Origin of the sequence: Aquipseudomonas alcaligenes (assembly GCF_003205495.1) — a bacterium.
Classification (GTDB): Bacteria; Pseudomonadota; Gammaproteobacteria; order Pseudomonadales; family Pseudomonadaceae; genus Aquipseudomonas; species Aquipseudomonas alcaligenes_B.
On sequence record NZ_QJRX01000003.1, the window covers coordinates 114,639 to 131,717 of the forward strand.

At 68.9% G+C, this 17,079-nt stretch carries 19 protein-coding genes; 9 read left to right on the forward strand and 10 right to left on the reverse strand.

Annotation, left to right across the window (positions count from 1 at the left end):
• The first annotated feature begins 39 nt into the window (after positions 1 to 39).
• Positions 40 to 1,533, forward strand: a complete 1,494-nt coding sequence (locus DMO17_RS05805; protein ID WP_110681561.1) for a helicase HerA-like domain-containing protein — start codon at positions 40 to 42, stop codon at positions 1,531 to 1,533.
• 9 nt (positions 1,534 to 1,542) lie between these two features.
• Here the strand turns inward: DMO17_RS05805 and DMO17_RS05810 are convergent, their stop codons facing one another.
• Positions 1,543 to 1,737, reverse strand: a complete 195-nt coding sequence (locus DMO17_RS05810; RefSeq protein WP_110681562.1) for a hypothetical protein — start codon at positions 1,735 to 1,737, stop codon at positions 1,543 to 1,545.
• A 258-nt stretch (positions 1,738 to 1,995) separates the two neighbouring features.
• Here DMO17_RS05810 and DMO17_RS05815 point away from each other — a divergent pair, with 258 nt between their 5' ends.
• Positions 1,996 to 2,160 (forward strand): rubredoxin, encoded by a 165-nt coding sequence (locus DMO17_RS05815; RefSeq protein WP_110681563.1) that lies wholly within the window; start codon positions 1,996 to 1,998, stop codon positions 2,158 to 2,160.
• Here the strand turns inward: DMO17_RS05815 and DMO17_RS05820 are convergent, their stop codons facing one another.
• The 3 genes from DMO17_RS05820 to chrA all read right to left on the reverse strand — a co-directional run bounded on the left by DMO17_RS05820 (position 2,161) and on the right by chrA (position 5,777).
• Positions 2,161 to 3,066: an extracellular catalytic domain type 1 short-chain-length polyhydroxyalkanoate depolymerase gene (locus DMO17_RS05820; protein ID WP_110681564.1), complete on the reverse strand. Its 906-nt coding sequence runs from the start codon at positions 3,064 to 3,066 to the stop codon at positions 2,161 to 2,163.
• Positions 3,066 to 4,325: an NAD(P)/FAD-dependent oxidoreductase gene (locus DMO17_RS05825; protein WP_110681565.1), complete on the reverse strand. Its 1,260-nt coding sequence runs from the start codon at positions 4,323 to 4,325 to the stop codon at positions 3,066 to 3,068. The genes DMO17_RS05820 and DMO17_RS05825 overlap by 1 nt, the downstream gene beginning before the upstream one ends.
• 93 nt (positions 4,326 to 4,418) lie before the next feature.
• The gene (chrA, locus tag DMO17_RS05830) at positions 4,419 to 5,777 is read right to left on the reverse strand and encodes a chromate efflux transporter (RefSeq protein WP_258371477.1); all 1,359 of its coding nucleotides are present in this window, start codon (positions 5,775 to 5,777) and stop codon (positions 4,419 to 4,421) included.
• A gap of 184 nt (positions 5,778 to 5,961) precedes the next feature.
• Here chrA and DMO17_RS05835 point away from each other — a divergent pair, with 184 nt between their 5' ends.
• A complete protein-coding gene (locus tag DMO17_RS05835) occupies positions 5,962 to 7,548 on the forward strand; it encodes a sensor domain-containing diguanylate cyclase (protein ID WP_220034065.1) in 1,587 nt (528 codons plus the stop codon).
• On the opposite strand, the gene DMO17_RS05840 is transcribed toward DMO17_RS05835, so the two are convergent.
• Positions 7,545 to 8,240: an aspartate/glutamate racemase family protein gene (locus DMO17_RS05840; protein WP_110681567.1), complete on the reverse strand. Its 696-nt coding sequence runs from the start codon at positions 8,238 to 8,240 to the stop codon at positions 7,545 to 7,547. The two genes, DMO17_RS05835 and DMO17_RS05840, sit on opposite strands and share 4 nt — an antisense overlap.
• Before the next feature lie 163 nt (positions 8,241 to 8,403).
• On the opposite strand from DMO17_RS05840, the gene DMO17_RS05845 reads away from it, so the two are divergent.
• Positions 8,404 to 9,288, forward strand: a complete 885-nt coding sequence (locus DMO17_RS05845) for a pseudouridine synthase (RefSeq protein WP_110681568.1) — start codon at positions 8,404 to 8,406, stop codon at positions 9,286 to 9,288.
• Here DMO17_RS05845 and DMO17_RS05850 read toward each other — a convergent pair whose 3' ends face one another.
• Together DMO17_RS05850 and DMO17_RS05855 are read right to left on the reverse strand one after the other, a co-directional pair.
• Entirely contained in the window at positions 9,289 to 10,203 is a 915-nt protein-coding gene (locus DMO17_RS05850) for an AraC family transcriptional regulator (protein ID WP_110681569.1), read from the reverse strand. It abuts the gene before it with no gap.
• A 118-nt stretch (positions 10,204 to 10,321) separates the two neighbouring features.
• Complete coding sequence (locus DMO17_RS05855) at positions 10,322 to 11,062, reverse strand: substrate-binding periplasmic protein (RefSeq protein WP_181418741.1); 741 nt, start codon at positions 11,060 to 11,062, stop codon at positions 10,322 to 10,324.
• Positions 11,063 to 11,256: 194 nt separating this feature from the next.
• Here DMO17_RS05855 and DMO17_RS05860 point away from each other — a divergent pair, with 194 nt between their 5' ends.
• Entirely contained in the window at positions 11,257 to 11,994 is a 738-nt protein-coding gene (locus DMO17_RS05860; RefSeq protein ID WP_110681571.1) for an SDR family oxidoreductase, read from the forward strand.
• 49 nt (positions 11,995 to 12,043) lie between these two features.
• Positions 12,044 to 12,328 carry an antibiotic biosynthesis monooxygenase gene (locus DMO17_RS05865; RefSeq protein ID WP_110681572.1) on the forward strand — a complete coding sequence of 95 codons (285 nt, stop codon included), beginning with the start codon at positions 12,044 to 12,046 and terminating at the stop codon, positions 12,326 to 12,328.
• A 9-nt stretch (positions 12,329 to 12,337) separates the two neighbouring features.
• On the opposite strand, the gene DMO17_RS05870 is transcribed toward DMO17_RS05865, so the two are convergent.
• Both DMO17_RS05870 and DMO17_RS05875 read right to left on the reverse strand, forming a co-directional pair.
• Positions 12,338 to 12,643: an I78 family peptidase inhibitor gene (locus DMO17_RS05870; RefSeq protein ID WP_110681573.1), complete on the reverse strand. Its 306-nt coding sequence runs from the start codon at positions 12,641 to 12,643 to the stop codon at positions 12,338 to 12,340.
• A gap of 68 nt (positions 12,644 to 12,711) precedes the next feature.
• Positions 12,712 to 13,311 (reverse strand): short chain dehydrogenase, encoded by a 600-nt coding sequence (locus DMO17_RS05875; RefSeq protein WP_110681574.1) that lies wholly within the window; start codon positions 13,309 to 13,311, stop codon positions 12,712 to 12,714.
• A 113-nt stretch (positions 13,312 to 13,424) separates the two neighbouring features.
• Here DMO17_RS05875 and DMO17_RS05880 point away from each other — a divergent pair, with 113 nt between their 5' ends.
• A complete protein-coding gene (locus tag DMO17_RS05880) occupies positions 13,425 to 14,339 on the forward strand; it encodes a LysR family transcriptional regulator (protein WP_110681575.1) in 915 nt (304 codons plus the stop codon).
• Here DMO17_RS05880 and DMO17_RS05885 read toward each other — a convergent pair.
• Positions 14,329 to 15,252, reverse strand: a complete 924-nt coding sequence (locus tag DMO17_RS05885; RefSeq protein ID WP_110681576.1) for a LysR family transcriptional regulator — start codon at positions 15,250 to 15,252, stop codon at positions 14,329 to 14,331. The genes DMO17_RS05880 and DMO17_RS05885 overlap by 11 nt on opposite strands.
• Positions 15,253 to 15,362: 110 nt before the next feature.
• Here DMO17_RS05885 and DMO17_RS05890 point away from each other — a divergent pair, with 110 nt between their 5' ends.
• Positions 15,363 to 16,205 carry a type 1 glutamine amidotransferase domain-containing protein gene (locus tag DMO17_RS05890; RefSeq protein ID WP_110681577.1) on the forward strand — a complete coding sequence of 281 codons (843 nt, stop codon included), beginning with the start codon at positions 15,363 to 15,365 and terminating at the stop codon, positions 16,203 to 16,205.
• Positions 16,206 to 16,394: 189 nt separating this feature from the next.
• On the forward strand, positions 16,395 to 17,078 hold the full coding sequence (locus DMO17_RS05895; protein WP_110681578.1) for a type 1 glutamine amidotransferase domain-containing protein: 684 nt from the start codon (positions 16,395 to 16,397) through the stop codon (positions 17,076 to 17,078).
• Position 17,079: the final 1 nt, after the last annotated feature.

The following is a 17,079-nucleotide window of genomic DNA, read 5'->3' on the forward strand; positions in this document are numbered from 1 at the left end:
ACATAATTGCAGTAAAGCTTTAGCCCGAGGGATGGCAAGATGCCTGTAACCGATACTTTTGTACTGGGGGCCGATCCGCAGGGGCAGCCCGTGAGCCAGGCCCTGCGCCTGACCAATCGCCACGGCCTGGTAGCCGGTGCCACCGGGACGGGCAAGACGGTGACCCTGCAGCGCCTCGCCGAGCTGTTCAGCGACGCCGGGGTGGCCGTCTTCGCCGCCGACATCAAGGGCGACCTTTGTGGCCTGGGCGCCGCCGGCAATCCGCAGGGCAAGGTGGCCGAGCGCATCGCCAGCATGCCCTGGCTGAATCACAGACCCCAGGCCTATCCGGTGACCCTGTGGGACGTGGCCGGCAAGAGCGGCCATCCGCTGCGCACCACCCTGAGCGAGATGGGGCCGTTGCTGCTGAGCAATCTGCTGGAGTTGACCGACAGCCAGCAGGCCGCGCTCTACGCCGCCTTCCAGGTGGCCGACCGCGAGGGCCTGTTGCTGCTCGACCTGAAGGATCTCAAGGCGCTGCTCAATCACCTCAAGGACAATCCCGAGCTGCTTGGCGAGGATCGTGCGCTGTTCGCCGGCGCCTCCTCCCAGGCCCTGCTGCGTCGCCTGGCGACCCTGGAGCAGCAGGGCGCCGAGGCGCTGTTTGGCGAGCCGGCGCTGCAGCTGGAGGATATCCTGCGGCCCGATGCGGATGGCCGCGGGCGTATTCACCTGCTCGATTCCAGCCGCCTGGTGCACGAGGCGCCCAAGGTCTATGCGACCTTCCTGCTGTGGTTGCTGGCCGAGCTGTTCGAGCAGCTGCCCGAGCGTGGCGATGCCGACAAACCGGTACTGGCGCTGTTCTTCGACGAGGCCCACCTGCTCTTTGCCGACACCCCCAAGGCCCTGCAGGAGCGTCTGGAGCAGGTGGTGCGGCTGATCCGCTCCAAGGGCGTGGGGGTCTATTTCGTCACCCAGTCACCCAGCGATCTGCCGGATGAGGTGCTGGCCCAGCTCGGCCTGCGTATCCAGCATGGCCTGCGCGCATTCACCGCCAAGGAGCAGAAGTCCCTGCGCGCGGTAGCCGATGGCTTCCGCCCCAATCCGGCGTTCGACAGCCTGAGCGTGCTCACCGAACTGGGCATCGGCGAGGCGCTGGTCGGCACGCTGGAAGAGAAGGGCACGCCGGCCATGGTCCAGCGCGTGGCCATCGCCCCACCACAGTCGCGCATCGGGCCGCTGAACGAGGCGGAGCGGGCGGCGCTGTTGCGCGGCTCGCCCCAGGCCGGCCGCTACGACAAGGCGGTGGACCGCGAGTCGGCCTACGAGATGCTCATGGCGCGCGCGGCCGAGGTGCCTGCGGAGACGGCGCCGGTCGGCAAGGGCGCGGCGCCGGCGGAGCAAGGCGGGCTGGGCGGCATGGCCGGTGAACTGCTTGGCAGCCTGGCCAGCCAGGTGATGAAGACGGCCGTGCGCCAGGCCGCCAACCAGATCGGTCGGCAGCTGGTGCGTGGTCTGATGGGCTCCCTGCTGGGCGGCAGCCGGCGCCGTTGAGGCGCCGGATCACTCGGCCTCGCGGGCCTGTTCGATCTTTTGCAGCTCCTGCTGGAACGCCTGGTCCAGCAGGCTGGGGCGCTTGCGCCAGGGTTTGCGTTCGGGGTCGGGCTGGGCCGCGTAGGTGACTACCTCGCCGCCGTAAACATCCTTGTAACGTTGCGCCTGACGCTCCAGTTCGGCGCGCAGTTCGTCTTTCGTCACATGTTCACCAGAATGATTGATCGACCGCGAACTGCGGTCTGTCCTGCGCCCAGTATTAATACTGATTGTTAAGAGCTGTTTTAAGCCAAACGATTATAGCGATAGGTTCTATCGTTTCCATCATATTCGCTGCAGTGCAGGCACCGTGCCGCAGAGCACTTTGGGGAAGTTGATCGGGGCGTCAGCTCGCTGGATTCGCTATTCGCTTCCGTTGCTTGTACAACTTTCTATGCTCAGTGACGGGGGCGGAATGTGACTATGAAGAAATGGCAGTGCGTGATCTGTGGCTTCATCTATGACGAGGCTCTCGGCTGGCCCGATGAAGGCATAGCGCCGGGCACCCGCTGGGAGGATGTGCCGGCCGACTGGCTGTGCCCCGACTGCGGCGCCGCCAAGGCTGACTTCGAGATGATCGAGCTGTGATCACGAACCTTTGGCGAACTGCTTGACGAATTCCCAGGCGGTCTGACTGGCAGAGAAATGACCGCCGAACAGGCGGCGGTTGCGCCGACTGTCGCCACCTGGCCAGACATGCTCGCCGCCGGGAATCAGCAGTAGCTGCAGGGGGGCCTGCTCGCACTGCCAGCGACTCAATATCGAGCCGTCAGCCCGCAGTTCCTGCCTGGGGCTCGCGCAGCCGCGGATATCCGCGATCATCTGCAGGGTCTCTGGCACCGAGCGGTGCGCTACTCCGGCAATGGCATCCTCACCCATGCCGCCCTGGAATGGGACGTTGCGATCTCTTTCTCCATGGATGTGCAGCACCGGGATGTTCTCGATTCCGGGGCAACGGTTCACGGCCATGGTCCCGGCGACCGGGACTATGGCGGCGATCTGGCTGGGCATTTCGCAGGCTAGTCGGTAGGCCAGCATGGCTCCGTTGGACATGCCCGTCACATAGACCCGGCGTCTATCCAATGCCGTTTTCCGGGCAATGTCCGCCAGCATGGCGCGAATGAACGCGACATCGTCGATCCCGCGATCGCTGGCAGGGCCGCAGCAGTTACCGGCATTCCAGGTGCGGCGGTTCTTCAGCAGACGGGCCCTCGTGCCGTTGGGGTAAGCCGCCATGAAGCCATTGGCGCTGGCGACCCGGTTCATGCCGGTGGTGTGCTCGGCCTCGTCAGCATTGCCCAGGCCACCATGCAGCACCACCATGAGTGGCAGGGGCTGCGTTGCACTGTGTGGCGGGACGAACAGCCTGTAGCTGCGCTCCTCACCGCCAGCTGCTATGGCGTGCTGGGAGCTGCGCTCGGTAGTGTCGGCATAGGTATGCAGGCAGAGGACGAGTCCGCCAAGCAGGCAGCGTGCAGACCGCGCCGCGTGCATCAGCCTTGTGCAGCCGGCAGCAGTTCCTTGAGCGGCCTGCCGTCGTCCGCCAGTTGCTCGGCAGTCACGGCAATGCCCTCGGCTACCAGGCGCTTGGCGGCGATGAAGTCCTGCGGGCGGTTCACCGTGTCGGCGGCCAGCACCCTGTCGCCCTTGAGGTAGAAGGCGCTGAAGCTGTCGCTGGCCGGGTCGCCGCGCAGCACCAGGCGTTCGAAGCCTTCGGACAGGCCGACCATCTTCAGCTTCAGCTCGTACTGGTCGGACCAGAACCAGGGCACCGAGGCATAGGTCTTGGCCTTGCCGGCCATGTTGGCGGCGGCCACCCGCGACTGCTCCAGGGCATTGGGCACCGACTCCAGGCGCAGGCGGCGGCCGAGCAGGGCGTTGGGATGGTTGGTGCAGTCGCCGGCGGCATAGATGTGCGGGTCGCTGGTCTGCGCGTGCTCGTCGACCAGGATGCCGTTGTCCACCGCAAGGCCAGCCTCGGCGGCCAGCTCGGTATTGGGAATCAGGCCGATGCCGACCACCACCAGGTCGGTCTCCAGGCGGCTGCCATCGGCGCAGAGCAGCGCCGTCACCGCATCGCCCGTCACCTCCAGGTCGGCCACCTGCACGTTGGTGCGGATATCCACGCCGGCCTCGCGGTGCTTGCGTTCGTAGTAGGCCGACAGTTCGGCGGCGGTGACCCGCTGCAACACCCGCGGCAGCGCCTCCAGCACGGTGACCTGCAGCCCCTGTTGCACGGCCGAGGCCGCCACTTCCAGGCCGATGTAGCCGCCGCCGACTATGGCCAGGCGCTTGCCTGGCGCCAGCTGCACGCGGATCAGCTCGACATCGTCGAGGGTGCGCAGGTAGTGGAAGTTGCCACAGCGCTCGGCCGCTGCCGCATTCGGCACGGCCAGCGGGCGCGGGCGGCCGCCGGTGGCGATGGCCAGCCTGTCGTAGCTCAGCTGCGCGCCATCGGCCAACTCCAGGCGCCGGTTGGCGCGGTCGATGCGCTGCACCCGCACGCCAGCCATGAACTCCACTTTGGCCCGCTCATAGGCGGCCAGCGGGCGGATCGCCAGGCTGCTCTTCTCCACGCTGCCGGCCAGGTAGGCCTTGGACAGTGGCGGGCGGTGGTAGGGCAGGTGCGCTTCCTCGCCGAGCAGCAGGATGCGCCCCTCCCAGCCCTCGTTGCGCAGGGCGATGGCCAGTTCGCCGCCGGCATGGCCGGCGCCGATGATGATGGCAGTGGAGGGGGCGGCAGCGTCAGTCATGGCAGGCTCTCGGCGGGTGAAGATGCCGCCTAGTGTATGCATCCGCGCCGGCCAAGTCCCGGCCGAAGATGCCAATCGCCATGCTGCGGGCGTTCAGCGCAGCAGATGCACCGCCAGGCCGATCAGGGCGCAGCCCAGCAGCACCTCGATCACCCCGCGTTTGAAGCGGAACAGGGCCACGGCCGCGGCCAGGGCGATCAGCGCCGAAGGCCAGTCGAAACTGCCGGAAAAGCCCTGTGGCCAGAGCACGTGGTAGCCGAAGAACAGTGCCAGGTTGAGGATCACGCCCACCACGGCGGCGGTGATGGCGGTCAGCGGCGCGGTGAACTTCAGTTCGTTGTGAGTCGACTCCACCAGGGGCCCGCCGACCAGGATGAACAGGAAGGACGGCAGGAAGGTGAACCAGGTGACCAGGCAGGCGGCCAGGGCGCCGCTGGCGAAGGCCGACTCGACGCCGAACACCGGCTGTACATAGGCGCCGACGAAGCCGACGAAGGCCACCACCATGATCAGCGGTCCCGGCGTGGTCTCGCCCAGGGCCAGGCCGTCGATCATCTGGGTCGGCGTCAGCCAGCCGTAGTGGCCGACCGCGCCCTGGTAGACGTAGGGCAGTACCGCGTAGGCGCCGCCGAAGGTCAGCAGGGCCGCCTTGGTGAAGAACCAGCCCATCTGCGTCAGGGTGCCGTCCCAGCCGAACAGCGCAGTCAGCAGGCCCATGGGCAGCAGCCACAGCGCGGCACCTATGGCCAGCAGCAGGACCAGGCGCGACCAGCGGAAGCGCGCATGTGGCGGTGGCGGCGTGTGGTCGTCGATCAGTGCCGGGCCGTAGGACTTGTCGCTGCTGGCGTGGCCGCCGCCCAGGCTGAAGCGTTGCGGGGCGAGGCGTCCACCGAAGTAGCCGATCACCGCGGCTCCCAGCACGATCAGCGGGAAGGGCAGTTCGAGGGCGAAGATGGCGACGAAGGAGGCGCCGGCAATGGCCCACAGCCAGTTGTTCTTCAGCGCCCGCGAGCCGATGCGGTGGGCTGCCTGCAGGACGATGGCGGTCACCGCCGGCTTGATGCCGTAGAAGATGCCGGCCACCAGCGGCACGTCGCCGAAGGCGATGTACAGCCAGGACAGGACGATCAGGATGAACAGCGAGGGCAGCACGAACAGCGCCCCGGCGATCACCCCGCCCCAGCTGCGATGCAGCAGCCAGCCGATGTAGGTGGCCAGTTGCTGGGCTTCCGGGCCGGGCAGCAGCATGCAGTAGTTGAGGGCATGCAGGAAGCGCCGTTCGGAGATCCAGCGGCGCCGCTCCACCAGCTCCTGGTGCATGATCGCGATCTGCCCGGCCGGGCCGCCGAAGCTGACGAAGCCGAGCTTGAGCCAGAACAGCAGGGCTTCGAGAAAACCGACGGTTTTCTGTGCCGGGCTGTGCTCCGTCAGGGGCAGGGGCGTCTCATTCATCGCTGCGGCTTCCTCTATCATCGGTGTGTTGCTGGGGCAGTTTCCTAACACATTCTCGTTTCAGGCCGACAGCATGACTCATGCAAAGCCGGACATAAGCCGGCGAGGATAACCCGCTGCGGTTGACCATGCCGGGGCTTTTCTATATTGGGAATACAGAGCGTCAGCCGAATGTGGGGCATCCATGGACAACGATAGGCAGGCCGAGGCACGCAGCATGCGTGGCTGGCAGCAGCTGGCCCTGCTGCCGTTGACGCGCGCCTTCGTGGCATTGGTCTGCCTGTCGCTGGTGGCCATCGATGGCTGGCTGATCTGGAAGGCTCGCCAGGTGCAGCTGCGCGATGCCGAGATCGAGACGTCCAACCTGGCCTCGGCCCTCGCCCGCCAGGCCAGCGACACCCTGAAGAAGGCCGATACCGTGCTGTTCGGCCTGGTCGAGCGCTTGCAGGTGGAAGGCACCTCGCCGGAGCACCTGCAACGCCTGCAGCGCCTGATGCGCCGGCACGTCTACGAGCAGGCCGAGCTGCACGGCCTGTTCGCCTACGACCGCGACGGCAACTGGCTGGTCAACTCCTTCGGCGAGATTCCGCCGGGAGCCAACAATGCCGACCGCGAATACTTCATCTACCACCGCGATTTCCCCGACGACCACGGTCCGCATGTCGGCCGGCCGATCCGCAGCCGCACCACCGGCGACTGGATCATTCCGCTTTCACGCCGCCTGGAGGATGCCCAGGGGCGTTTCGCCGGAGTGGTCCTGGCGACCATCTCGATCGACTACCTGCGCCAGTTCTACGGCACCTTCGATGTCCGCGAGAACGGCTCGATCAACCTGGTGCTGAACGATGGCACCATCGTGCTGCGCGTGCCCTTCAGCGAGAGCACCATAGGCACCAGCATCGCCCGTGGGCAGATCTTCACCCGTCTGCTGCCGCAGAGCCCGGCCGGCAGTGCCATGCTGCCCTCGCTGCTGGACGGCGTGGAGCGGCAGTTCAGCTACCGGCAGATCCAGGACTACCCGCTGGTGGTGGTCGCCGCCATGTCCAAGGACGACATACTCGCCGACTGGCGCGCCGACAGCGTGCGCCAGCTGGTGGTGGTGTGCCTGCTGTCCGGGTTGCTCGGGCTGTTCGGCTACTACCTGGTGCGCCTGATTCAGCGCGGCCAGCGCACCGAAATCGAGTTGCTGGCCACCCGCGATGCGCTGCGGGCCTTCAACCAGCGCCTGGAGAAGCAGGCCCTGGAGGACGAGCTGACGCGCCTGGCCAACCGCCGGCGCTTCATCCGTGCCCTCGATGACGAGTTCGCCCGCGCGGCGCGTAGCCAGCGGCCGCTGGCGCTGATTCTTTTCGATGTCGACTACTTCAAGCAGTACAACGACATCTACGGCCACTCGGCCGGCGACGAATGCCTGCGCCTGGTCGCCGAGGCGATTCGTGCCGGGCAGAAACGCCCGGCCGACCTGGCCGCCCGCTACGGTGGCGAGGAGTTCTGCCTGCTGCTGCCGGAGACCGATGCCCAGGGCGCCGTGCGGGTGGCCGAGCAGGTGCGCGCGCTGGTGGAGAAGCTGGCCTTGCCGCATGCCGGCTCGCCCTGGCTGCGCCTGAGCCTGAGCGCCGGCGTGCATGTCTGCCTGCCGCAACCGGGAGCGGCGGACGAGGGGCCGCAGGCCTTGATCCAGGGCGCCGACAAGGCGCTCTACGCGGCCAAGGCCGCCGGCCGCGATCGCGTGCTGCTGTACGGCGAACAGGTCGAGCAGCTGGTCGGTTAATCCAGCAGGGCGTGCTCGGCCGCCGCGCGGGCGTGCAGGGCCGTGGTGTCGAACAGCGGCACGCTGGCGTCATGCGGCCCCAGCAGCAGGCCGATCTCGGTACAGCCGAGGATCACCGCCTCGGCGCCACGTTCCACCAGCCGCGCTATCACCTGCCGGTAGGCCTGGCGTGACGCCTCATGCACGCTGCCCAGGCACAGCTCCTCGTAGATCACCCGGTGCACTATGGCGCGGTCGGCCTCGACCGGTACCAGCACCTCGATGCCGTGCCGGCGCTCCAGGCGTTCGCGGTAGAGCGGCTGCTCCATGGTGAACCGCGTGCCGAGCAGGCCGACCCGGTGCAGACCGGCACTGCGGATGGCCGCCGCGGTCGGGTCGGCGATGTGCAGCAGGGGAATGTCCACGGCCGCCTCGATGGCCTCGTCCACCTTGTGCATGGTGTTGGTACAGAGCACCAGGAAGTCCGCCCCGGCCCGTTGCAGCGCGCGGGCGGCCTCGGCCAGCAGGACGCCGGCGGCGTCCCAGTCGCCGCTGCGCTGCAGCCGTTCGACCTGTGCGAAGTCGACGCTGAACAGCACCAGCCGCGCCGAGTGCAGACCGCCCAGGCGCTCGCGCACCGCCTCGTTGATCTGCCGGTAATAGGGCAGGGTGGACTCCCAGCTCATGCCGCCGAGCAGGCCTATGGTCTTCATGCGCGTTCCTCCGCTGTTCTGGCCCCATGCTGCGGCAGGCGCGTCCGGCCGGGCAGCTACAGTTGCCGGCGAATCGCGCGTGCGGCTGTACGGCCGTCGCCGGGGGCAGCGCGCGCGCGGCGCTTGAGGAATAATGCCGGGCTTTCCCTGCCACGGTTCCGCCATGTCCTCGCGCGCCCTGCACGTTCGCCCCAGCTTCCTGCACCTGCCGCCCGGCGACTGGGCCACGGTGCTCGACTGCCTGTGCGCGCGCTTCCCGCAGATATCCCGCGAGACCTGGCTGCAGCGCATGGCCCGCGGCCTGGTGCTGGACGCCGAGAATCGCCCGCTGGACCCCGCCACGCCCTACCGCGAGGCGCTGCGGGTGCAGTACTTCCGCGAGATCGAGAACGAACGGCAGATCCCCTTCCAGGCGCGCATCCTGTTCCAGGACGAGCACCTGCTGGTGGCCGACAAGCCGCACTTTCTGCCGGTGATGCCGGCCGGCGACTACGCCGAGGAAACCCTGCTCACCCGCCTGGTGCGCGAGACCGGCAATCCGCACCTGGCGCCGCTGCACCGCATCGACCGGCACACCGCCGGGCTGGTGCTGTTCTCCACCACGCCGGCCAGCCGCGGCGCCTACCAGGCGCTGTTCCGCGAGCGGCGCATCGACAAGGCCTACCAGGCCATCGCCCCGGCGTTGCCGCACCATGAGTTCCCGCTGCGCCGGCACAGCCGCCTGGAGAAGGGCGAGCCGTTCTTCCGCATGCGCGAGGTGGCGGGCGAGCCGAACAGCGAGACCTTGCTGGAAGTGCTGGAGCGCCACGGCGAGCTGTGGCGCTACCGGCTCTGGCCGATCAGCGGCAAGCAGCACCAGCTGCGCGTGCACATGGCGGCACTGGGCGCGCCCATCCTCAACGACAGCTTCTACCCGCAGCTGACCGACGAGAAGGGCGTGGACGACTTCAGCCGCCCGCTCAAGCTGCTGGCCCAGAGCCTGGCCTTCAGCGACCCGCTGAGCGGCGCTGTGCGCCACTTCGAGAGCGGCCTGGCGCTGGACTGGTAGTCAGCCGGCCGCGCGCAGGCGCGCCAGGTCGCGCACCGGCGGCGCGCCGAACAGGCGGCTGTATTCGCGGCTGAACTGCGACGGGCTCTCGTAGCCGACCCGGTAGCCGGCGCTCGATACATCCAGGTTCTCGCACAGCATCAGGCGCCGCGCCTCCTGCAGGCGCAGCTGCTTCTGGTACTGCAGCGGGCTCATGGCGGTCAGCGCCTTGAAGCGGTGGTGCAGGGTGGAACTGCTGAGGTTGGCCACCCTGGCCAGCTCCTCGATGCGCAGGGGCTGCTGGTAGTGGCGGTTGAGCCATTCGATGGCGCGGTTGACCCGGTGCGCCTGGCTGTCGGCCGTGGCGATATCGCGCAGCAGCTGGCCCTGCGGGCTGCACAGCAGGCGGTAGAGAATCTCGCGGCGGATCAGCGGGGCGAGCATGGCGATGTCGCGCGGCGCCTCCAGCAGGCGCAGCAGGCGCAGCACGGCATCCAGCAACGGCGCGTCCAGCCGGTCGACATGCAGGCCGCGACCACTGCCGCGGCTGGGTACGCCGATGGGACCGGCGCTGGCGATCAGCTCGCCCAGTTCGGCCGGATCGATGTCCAGGCGCAGGCTCAGGTAGGGCTCGTCGGCCGTGGCCAGGGTGACTTCGCCGGTGACCGGCAGGGTCACCGAGGCCACCAGGTAGTGCAGCGGGTCGTAGCAGTAGCGCTCGTTCTCCAGGCGCACCACCTTCTGGCCCTGGGCCATGATGCACAGGGCCGGGCGGTACAGGGTGTGGGTGATCGGCGAGGGCGTGCTGGCGCGATACAGCACCAGGCTGGCGATGGCGGTGTCGTGGGCGCCGTCCGCCTCGGCGAAACGGGCGATCAGTTCGGCCAGCTGCAGGCGCTGGCTGTGCAGGTCGGGCTCGGTGATGGCGTCTGGCATGCGGCGGTCCTCCCGGGTTGCCCGCAGCTTAGCGCGCAGGCCCGGGGAAATCCCGCTGGCTGGGCAAGCTCGGCAGGATTGGGCAAGTGGCCGGCAGTATCGTGCAGATCGCAGGGGCTCAGTGGGCGAAGCGCGCGTGGAGCTGCCGGTAGCGGCCATCGCGGTTCAGCTGCGCCAGGGCCGCGCGCCAGCGTTCCACCTCGGCCGCCGGGGTGTCCAGCGAGAGGGCGATGTAGCCCTGGTCCTGGCCCAGCGACACGGCGCTGGGCACCACCTCGGCGGTGCCCACGTCGGCCTCCGCCAGCTTGCTCTGCAGGTCGCTGTCGGCCGAGGCCACCAGCAGCACGCGGCCGGCGGCGAGCATGCGGAAACAGCCGGCATAGGAGTTGGCGCGCTGCAGCCGGGTGAAGCCTTGCTCGCCCAGCAGGCTGTCGTGGGAGCTGCCGTTGAGCACGCAGACCGGCAGGCTGGCGGCGTCGGCCAGGCTGCGGATGCCGGTCGGGCGCACGCTCAGTTCGTACAGGTAGTCGGTCTCGCGCAGGGTCGGCCCGACCCAGTGCACCAGGTGCTCGCGCTCCGCGGTGCGGCTGAGGTTGAACAGCACCACATGGGCGCGCGACTGCACCAGAACCAGGCCGCGCGCCAGCGGCACCTCGACTATGGTCTGCGGCTGGCCCAGCTCGCCGAGCAGGGCCCGCACCAGTTCGACGTAGAAGGCGCGCTTGCCGCCGTGCGGGTGGCCGCGCAGCTGGCCGTCGACGCTGCTGGCCTTGTTGCCCAGGCTGTGGGTGTAGACCTGCCAGTCGGCGGCGGAAGCCGGCAGCGCGGCGAGCAGCAGGGCGAGCAGCGAAGGTCTCAAGGGCGATCTCGGCGGATGGGGCATGACGGCAGATTGCAATGTCCGGGCCGTCAGCGCAACTGCGCAGTCCCGAGAGTCATCGGCAGGATCAGGCAAGCGTCGGGCAGTATCCGGCTAACGGCCTTCCCGTTCCCGGGCGCAGTCTCTGCCCTGTCCGGCGCCACTGCCAGTGCGCCCCCGTCGAGGAGTCGTCCATGTCCCGTATCGCAGAGAAAGTCATAGTCATTACCGGTGCCAGCAGCGGCATCGGCGAAGCCACCGCCCGCCTGCTGGCCCTGAAGGGCGCCCGCCTGGTGCTCGGCGCGCGGCGCGGCGAGCGTCTCGAGGCGCTGGCCGCGGAGATCCGCAACCTCGGCGGCAGCGCCGAGTACCGCGTCACCGACGTGACCCGCCAGGAACAGGTGCAGGCCCTGGTGGAGCTGGCCGTGGAGCGCTACGGCCGGGTCGACGTGCTGGTCAACAACGCCGGGGTGATGCCGCTGTCGCCGCTGGCGGCGCTGAAGATCGGCGAGTGGAACCAGATGATCGACGTCAACCTGCGTGGCGTGCTGCATGGCATCGCCGCCGTGCTGCCAGGGATGCAGGCGCAGCGCAGCGGGCAGATCATCAATGTCGCCTCCATCGGTGCCTACAAGCCGATCGCCACCGGCGCCGTGTACTGCGCCACCAAGGCCGCGGTGGTGTCGCTGTCCGAGGCGCTGCGTCAGGAAGTGGGCAGCGCCATCCGCGTCACCGTGATTTCCCCCGGAGTCACCGAGTCCGACCTGGCGCACAGCATCTCCGATGCCGAAACCCGCGTGGCGATCGACGAGTTCCGTCGCGAGGCGATTCCCGCCGGCGCCATCGCCGAGGCCATCGCCTACGCCATCGGCCAGCCGGATACGGTGGACATCAGCGAACTGGTCGTGCGTCCCACCGCCAGCGCCTATTGATCCAGCCCGCCGCCCGCGTGCGGGTGGCCTTCGTTGCGGGAGCGATGCGATGAAGCCAACGATAGTCAGCCTGGCCCGTTTCCAGGCTGCGCAAGGTCATGGTGAAGAGCTGGGGCTGCGTCTGTGCGAGCTGCTGCTGCGGGCGCGCGCCGATACCGCCTGTCTGGGCTGCGAACTGGAGCGCCAGGGCGAGGGCTGGCTGCTGCGTGGCCACTGGGCCTCGCCGCAGGCGCTGGAGGCGCATCTGCAGCTGCCGCACATGCAGGTGCTCGGCCGGCTGCTTGGCGGCGGCCTGGTGCGCCGCCTGCAACTGAGCCTGGCGCCGCCCCCGTAGCGCCGGCGATCAGCCGCAGCTCAGGCGGATGATGATGTCGTCATCGTCGATATCGATGTTCAGCCGCTGCGGGTTGTAGTCCAGGGTCACCGGCTGGTTGGGATGGGTCACCCGCAGGTGTGCGGCGCCGGACTCGATGCGCGCGCGCTCGGCCAGGTCGGTGGTGATGCGTTCTTCCAGCAGGTACTGCACCGGCTCGGCGTTGCAGCGGCCGTCGCCCTTGGCGGCGCCGGCGCTGTCCTGCTGCGGGCTGGAGGCGCAGCCGGCGAGCAGGGCGCCGGCGAGCAGGGCGGAAAGGGGCAGGATTCGGTTCATGGTGGGCGTCCTTGTCTGAAACAGGACTTCACCGTGCCACCGTCTGCCCCGTCAGGCAACCGCCGTGATCAGAGCACGCGGTAGACCTGGCCGGTCTGCCGGCCCTCCGCGCTCTTGGCGTAGGCCAGCGCCACCGTGGCCGCCGGCACCGCCTTGAAGCCGCGGAAGTAGGGGCCGTAGGCCGGCAGCGACTCCTCGAGGATGGTCGGGCTCACGCCGTTGATGCGCAGGCCGCGCGGCAGCTCGATGGCGGCGGCGCGGACGAAGCCGTCCAGCGCGGCGTTCACCGTGCTGACCGCCGCGCCGTAGCGGATCGGGTCTTCGCTGAGCACGCCGGAGGTGAGGGTGAAGGAGGCGCCGTCGTTGGCGAACTCGCGGCCGATCAGCACCAGGTTGATCTGGCCCATCAGCTTGTCGTCCAGGCCGACGGCGAACTCCTTGGCGCTGAGCTCCTCCAGCGCGCCGAAATGAGCGTTGCCGGCGGCGCTGATCAGTGCGTCGAACGGGCCGGTCTGCTCGAACAGGCGGCGGATCGAGGCCGGGTCGGTGATGTCCACCTGCAGCTCGCCGCTGTTGCGGCCGACGCGGACGATGTCGTGGCGCTCGCGCAGCTCGCGGTCGATGGCCTGGCCGATGGTGCCGCTGGCACCGACGAGGATGATTTTCATGCTGTGGCTCCTGAGTGAGGGGGTGTGGAACCAGCTTAGGCGGGATTGGGTTGCCAATAATCCTGGCAATGTGAAACCTTTGGTTCTCATATGGAAACAATAGGTGCCGCGCCATGAGCGAGTTGGAAGACTTGGTCGCCTTCGCCCTGCTGGTCGAGGCCGGCAGCTTCACCGCCGCCGCCGAGCGCCTGGGCTGCAGCAAGGGCCAGTTGTCCAAGCGCATCAGCGGCCTGGAGCGCAGCCTCGGCAGCCAGCTGCTGCACCGCACCACGCGGCGCCTGCACCTGACTGCCGCCGGCGCCGCCCTGCTGCCCGAGGCCCAGGCGCTGCAGGCCCAGGCCCAGCGCGCACGGCAGGCGGTGCGCAGCCTGCAGGACGAGGTGGCCGGTACGGTGCGCCTGACCGTGCCGGTGTCGCTCGGCGAGACCTTCTTCGATGCCCTGCTGCTGGATTTCGCCAGCCGCTACCCGCGGGTGCGCGTCGAGCTGGACCTGGCCAATGCCTACCGCGACCTCGTGGCCGACGGCTTCGACCTGGCCATCCGTTCCGGCGTGGAGCAGGACGAGCGCCTGGTGGCGCGGCCGCTGTTCGCCCTGCAGGAAATCACCTGCGCCGCTCCGGCCTACCTGGCACGCCACCCGGCGCCGCAGACGCCGGCTGAGCTGAGCCGGCACCAGTGCCTGCTCAACACCCACTACAGCGGCTTCGAGCAGTGGCTGTACCACCGCCAGCATCGCCTGGAGCGGGTGCCGGTGTCCGGGCAGCTGGCCAGCAACCACTACAGCCTGCTGAAGAAGGCGGCGCTGAGCGGCGCCGGCATCGCCCGCCTGCCGTCCTACATGGTCCAGGACGAGCTGGCCGATGGCCGCCTGCTGTGGCTTCTGCGCGACTACCAGACGCGCAGCACCCCGGTGTTCCTCGTGCACCCCTGGCAGGGCGCCCTGCCGCGCCGCACCCAGGCGCTGGTGGACTACCTGCTGGGCTGGTTCGAGCGCAGCCGCCTGGCGCTGGACGGCCTCAACGCCTGAGCTCGCCGGCCACCTGCTGGATCTGCTGGCGCAGCCAGCGGCGCAGGCGGTCGGCGTCGGTGCGCTCGTGCCAGATCTGCATCACCTCCACCTGCGGCAACTCCAGGCCCTCCGGCAGCGGATGCAACACCAGCGAGGCGTCGCGCGCCACCGCTTCCTCGGCCACCGAGCGCAGGCAGGTCAGCAGCAGCTGGCTGCCGCGCACCAGGCGGCTCGGCGCGATGAAGCTGGACAGCCCGGCCGCCACCCGGCGCGTTTGCCCCTGGGCCTGCAGGGCGCGGTCGACCAGGCCGTTGAGGTCGCCGGTGAGGGTGGTCAGCAGGTGTTCGCAGGCCAGGTAGGCCGGCAGGTCGAGCCCCCCGGCCAGGCGCGGATGGTCGCGCGCGGCCAGCACCACGAAGTCTTCGGAGAGCAGGCGCTGCTGGCGGAAGGTGTCCGGCAGGTTGGCGTAGAAGCCAGCGATGGCCAGGTCGCAGGTGCCTTTCTCCAGCTCCTCGCGCGGCAGCAGGCCGCGGGTGTTGTGGGTGATCAGCAGCAGGTTGGGCGCCTGCTCGCGCAGGCGCGGCAGCAGGGCGGGCAGCAGGGTCTGCTCGATGTAGTCGGTGGTGTAGAGGTGGATGCGCTCGGCGCGCTGCAGGAAGTCGCGGCCCTCGCACTGGTCGTAGAAGGCCTCCAGTTCGGCCACCAGGCCCTGCACCAGCGGCGCCAGCTCATGGGCCCGCGGCGTTGGCGTGAGGCCGCGCGGGGCGCGCACGAACAGCGCATCGCCCAGCTCGTGGCGCAGCTTGTTCAGCTTGTGGCTCAGCGCCGGCTGGCTCAGCGCCATGCGCGCGGCGGCCAACGAGGCGCTGCGCTCCTGGTAGAGCACGTGGAAGACCAGCAGCAGGTTGAGGTCCTTGTTGGCGATATTCACTTTTTGGATACCAGAAATAAAAGCTTTCGAATTATCGAATCATAACCGCCCGCCTAAGATTCGCCTCATCCGAACGGACCCACGTTCGCCTCATTCAACGGAGACCGCCCATGAAGACCTTCCATCCGCTGGCCCTGGCCGTGCTCGCCGGCCTCGCCGCCACCCCGGCCTTCGCCGCCGAGCCCAAGGGCCAGGTGCTGGTGCTGCTGTCCAGCGAGAACCAGCTGGCGCTCAAGGATGGCCAGCACTACGCCACCGGCTACTACCTCAACGAGTTCGGCGTGCCGGCCGACCGCCTGCTCAAGGCCGGCTATGAACTGGTGCTGGTGACGCCCAGGGGCAATGCGCCGAGCGTGGATCAGAAGTCCGTCGACCCGCAGTACTTCGGCGGCGACGCGGCCGAGATGCAGCGCATCCAGCAGGTGGTGGCCGGGCTGTCGGGCATCGACGACAGCCTGTCGCTCGACGAGGTGCTGGCCGGTGACCTGGGGCAGTATGAGGGGCTGTTCATCCCCGGTGGCCACGCGCCGCTGATCGACCTGGCCAACAATCCGCAGGTCGGCGCGCTGCTGCGCCATTTCCACCAGGCCGGCAAACCCACCGCCGCCATCTGCCACGGCCCCATCGCGCTGCTGGCGGCGCAGGCCGACCCGCAGGGCTACGAGGCGACGCTGGTGCGCGGCGAACGACCGGCGGCCAAGGACTGGATCTACCAGGGCTACCGCATGACCATCTTCTCCGACCCGGAGGAGGCGGTGTTCGAGGGCTCCCTGGATGGTGCGCGCATCCGCTACTACCCGGCCCCGGCAATGGCCGCCGCCGGTGGCGACATGCAGTACGCCAAGGCCTGGCAGCCGCACGTGGTGGTCGACCGCGAGCTGATCACCGGGCAGAACCCCTTCTCCGACAAGGCTCTGGCCGAGGCCCTGATCGACCAGCTGGAGGCGCGCTGAGCCGGCAGGCGCCTGTCCTGAAGGATGCGCCGGGCGCCCCCCGGCGGCTCGGCGAGCGCTGCCCGCCGCAGGTTGGCAGCCTGATGGGCGATATCCGCTCTCTGGATGCGAGAAATATACCGGGCCGTAGCGACCGACCTACCCTCTACCCATAGCCACCGCAGCGGGCCCAGGCCCGAGGAGCTGACCATGAAGATTCTGCTGGTACTCACTTCCCACGACCAACTCGGCAACACCGGCCACAAGACCGGCTTCTGGCTGGAGGAATTCGCCTCGCCCTATTACGTGTTCAAGGATGCCGGGGCGCAGATCACCCTGGCCTCGCCCAAGGGCGGCCAGCCGCCGATCGACCCGAAGAGCGATGCCCCGGACGCGCAGACCGCCGCCACCCGGCGCTTTGCCGAGGACGCCGAGGCGCAGCAGCTGCTGGCCACCAGCCTGCCGCTGGCGCAGGTGCGCGCCGAAGACTTCGATGCGCTGTTCTACCCCGGCGGCCACGGCCCGCTCTGGGACCTGGCTGAGGACGCCACTTCCATCGCCCTGATCGAGCGTTTCATTGCCCTCGGCAAGCCGGTGGGCGCGGTCTGTCACGCGCCGGGCGTGCTGCGCCACGTCAAGGCCGCGGACGGCACGCCGCTGGTGCGCGGCAAGCGCGTAACCGGCTTCAGCAACAGCGAAGAGGCCGCGGTGGAACTGACCGACGTGGTGCCCTTCCTGGTCGAGGACATGCTCAAGGACCATGGCGGCGTCTATGGCCGGGCGGCCGACTGGCACAGCCATGTCGAGGTCGACGGCCTGCTGGTCACCGGGCAGAATCCCGCCTCCTCGGACGCCAGTGCCGAGGCCCTGCTGACCCTTGTGGAACGGAACTGAG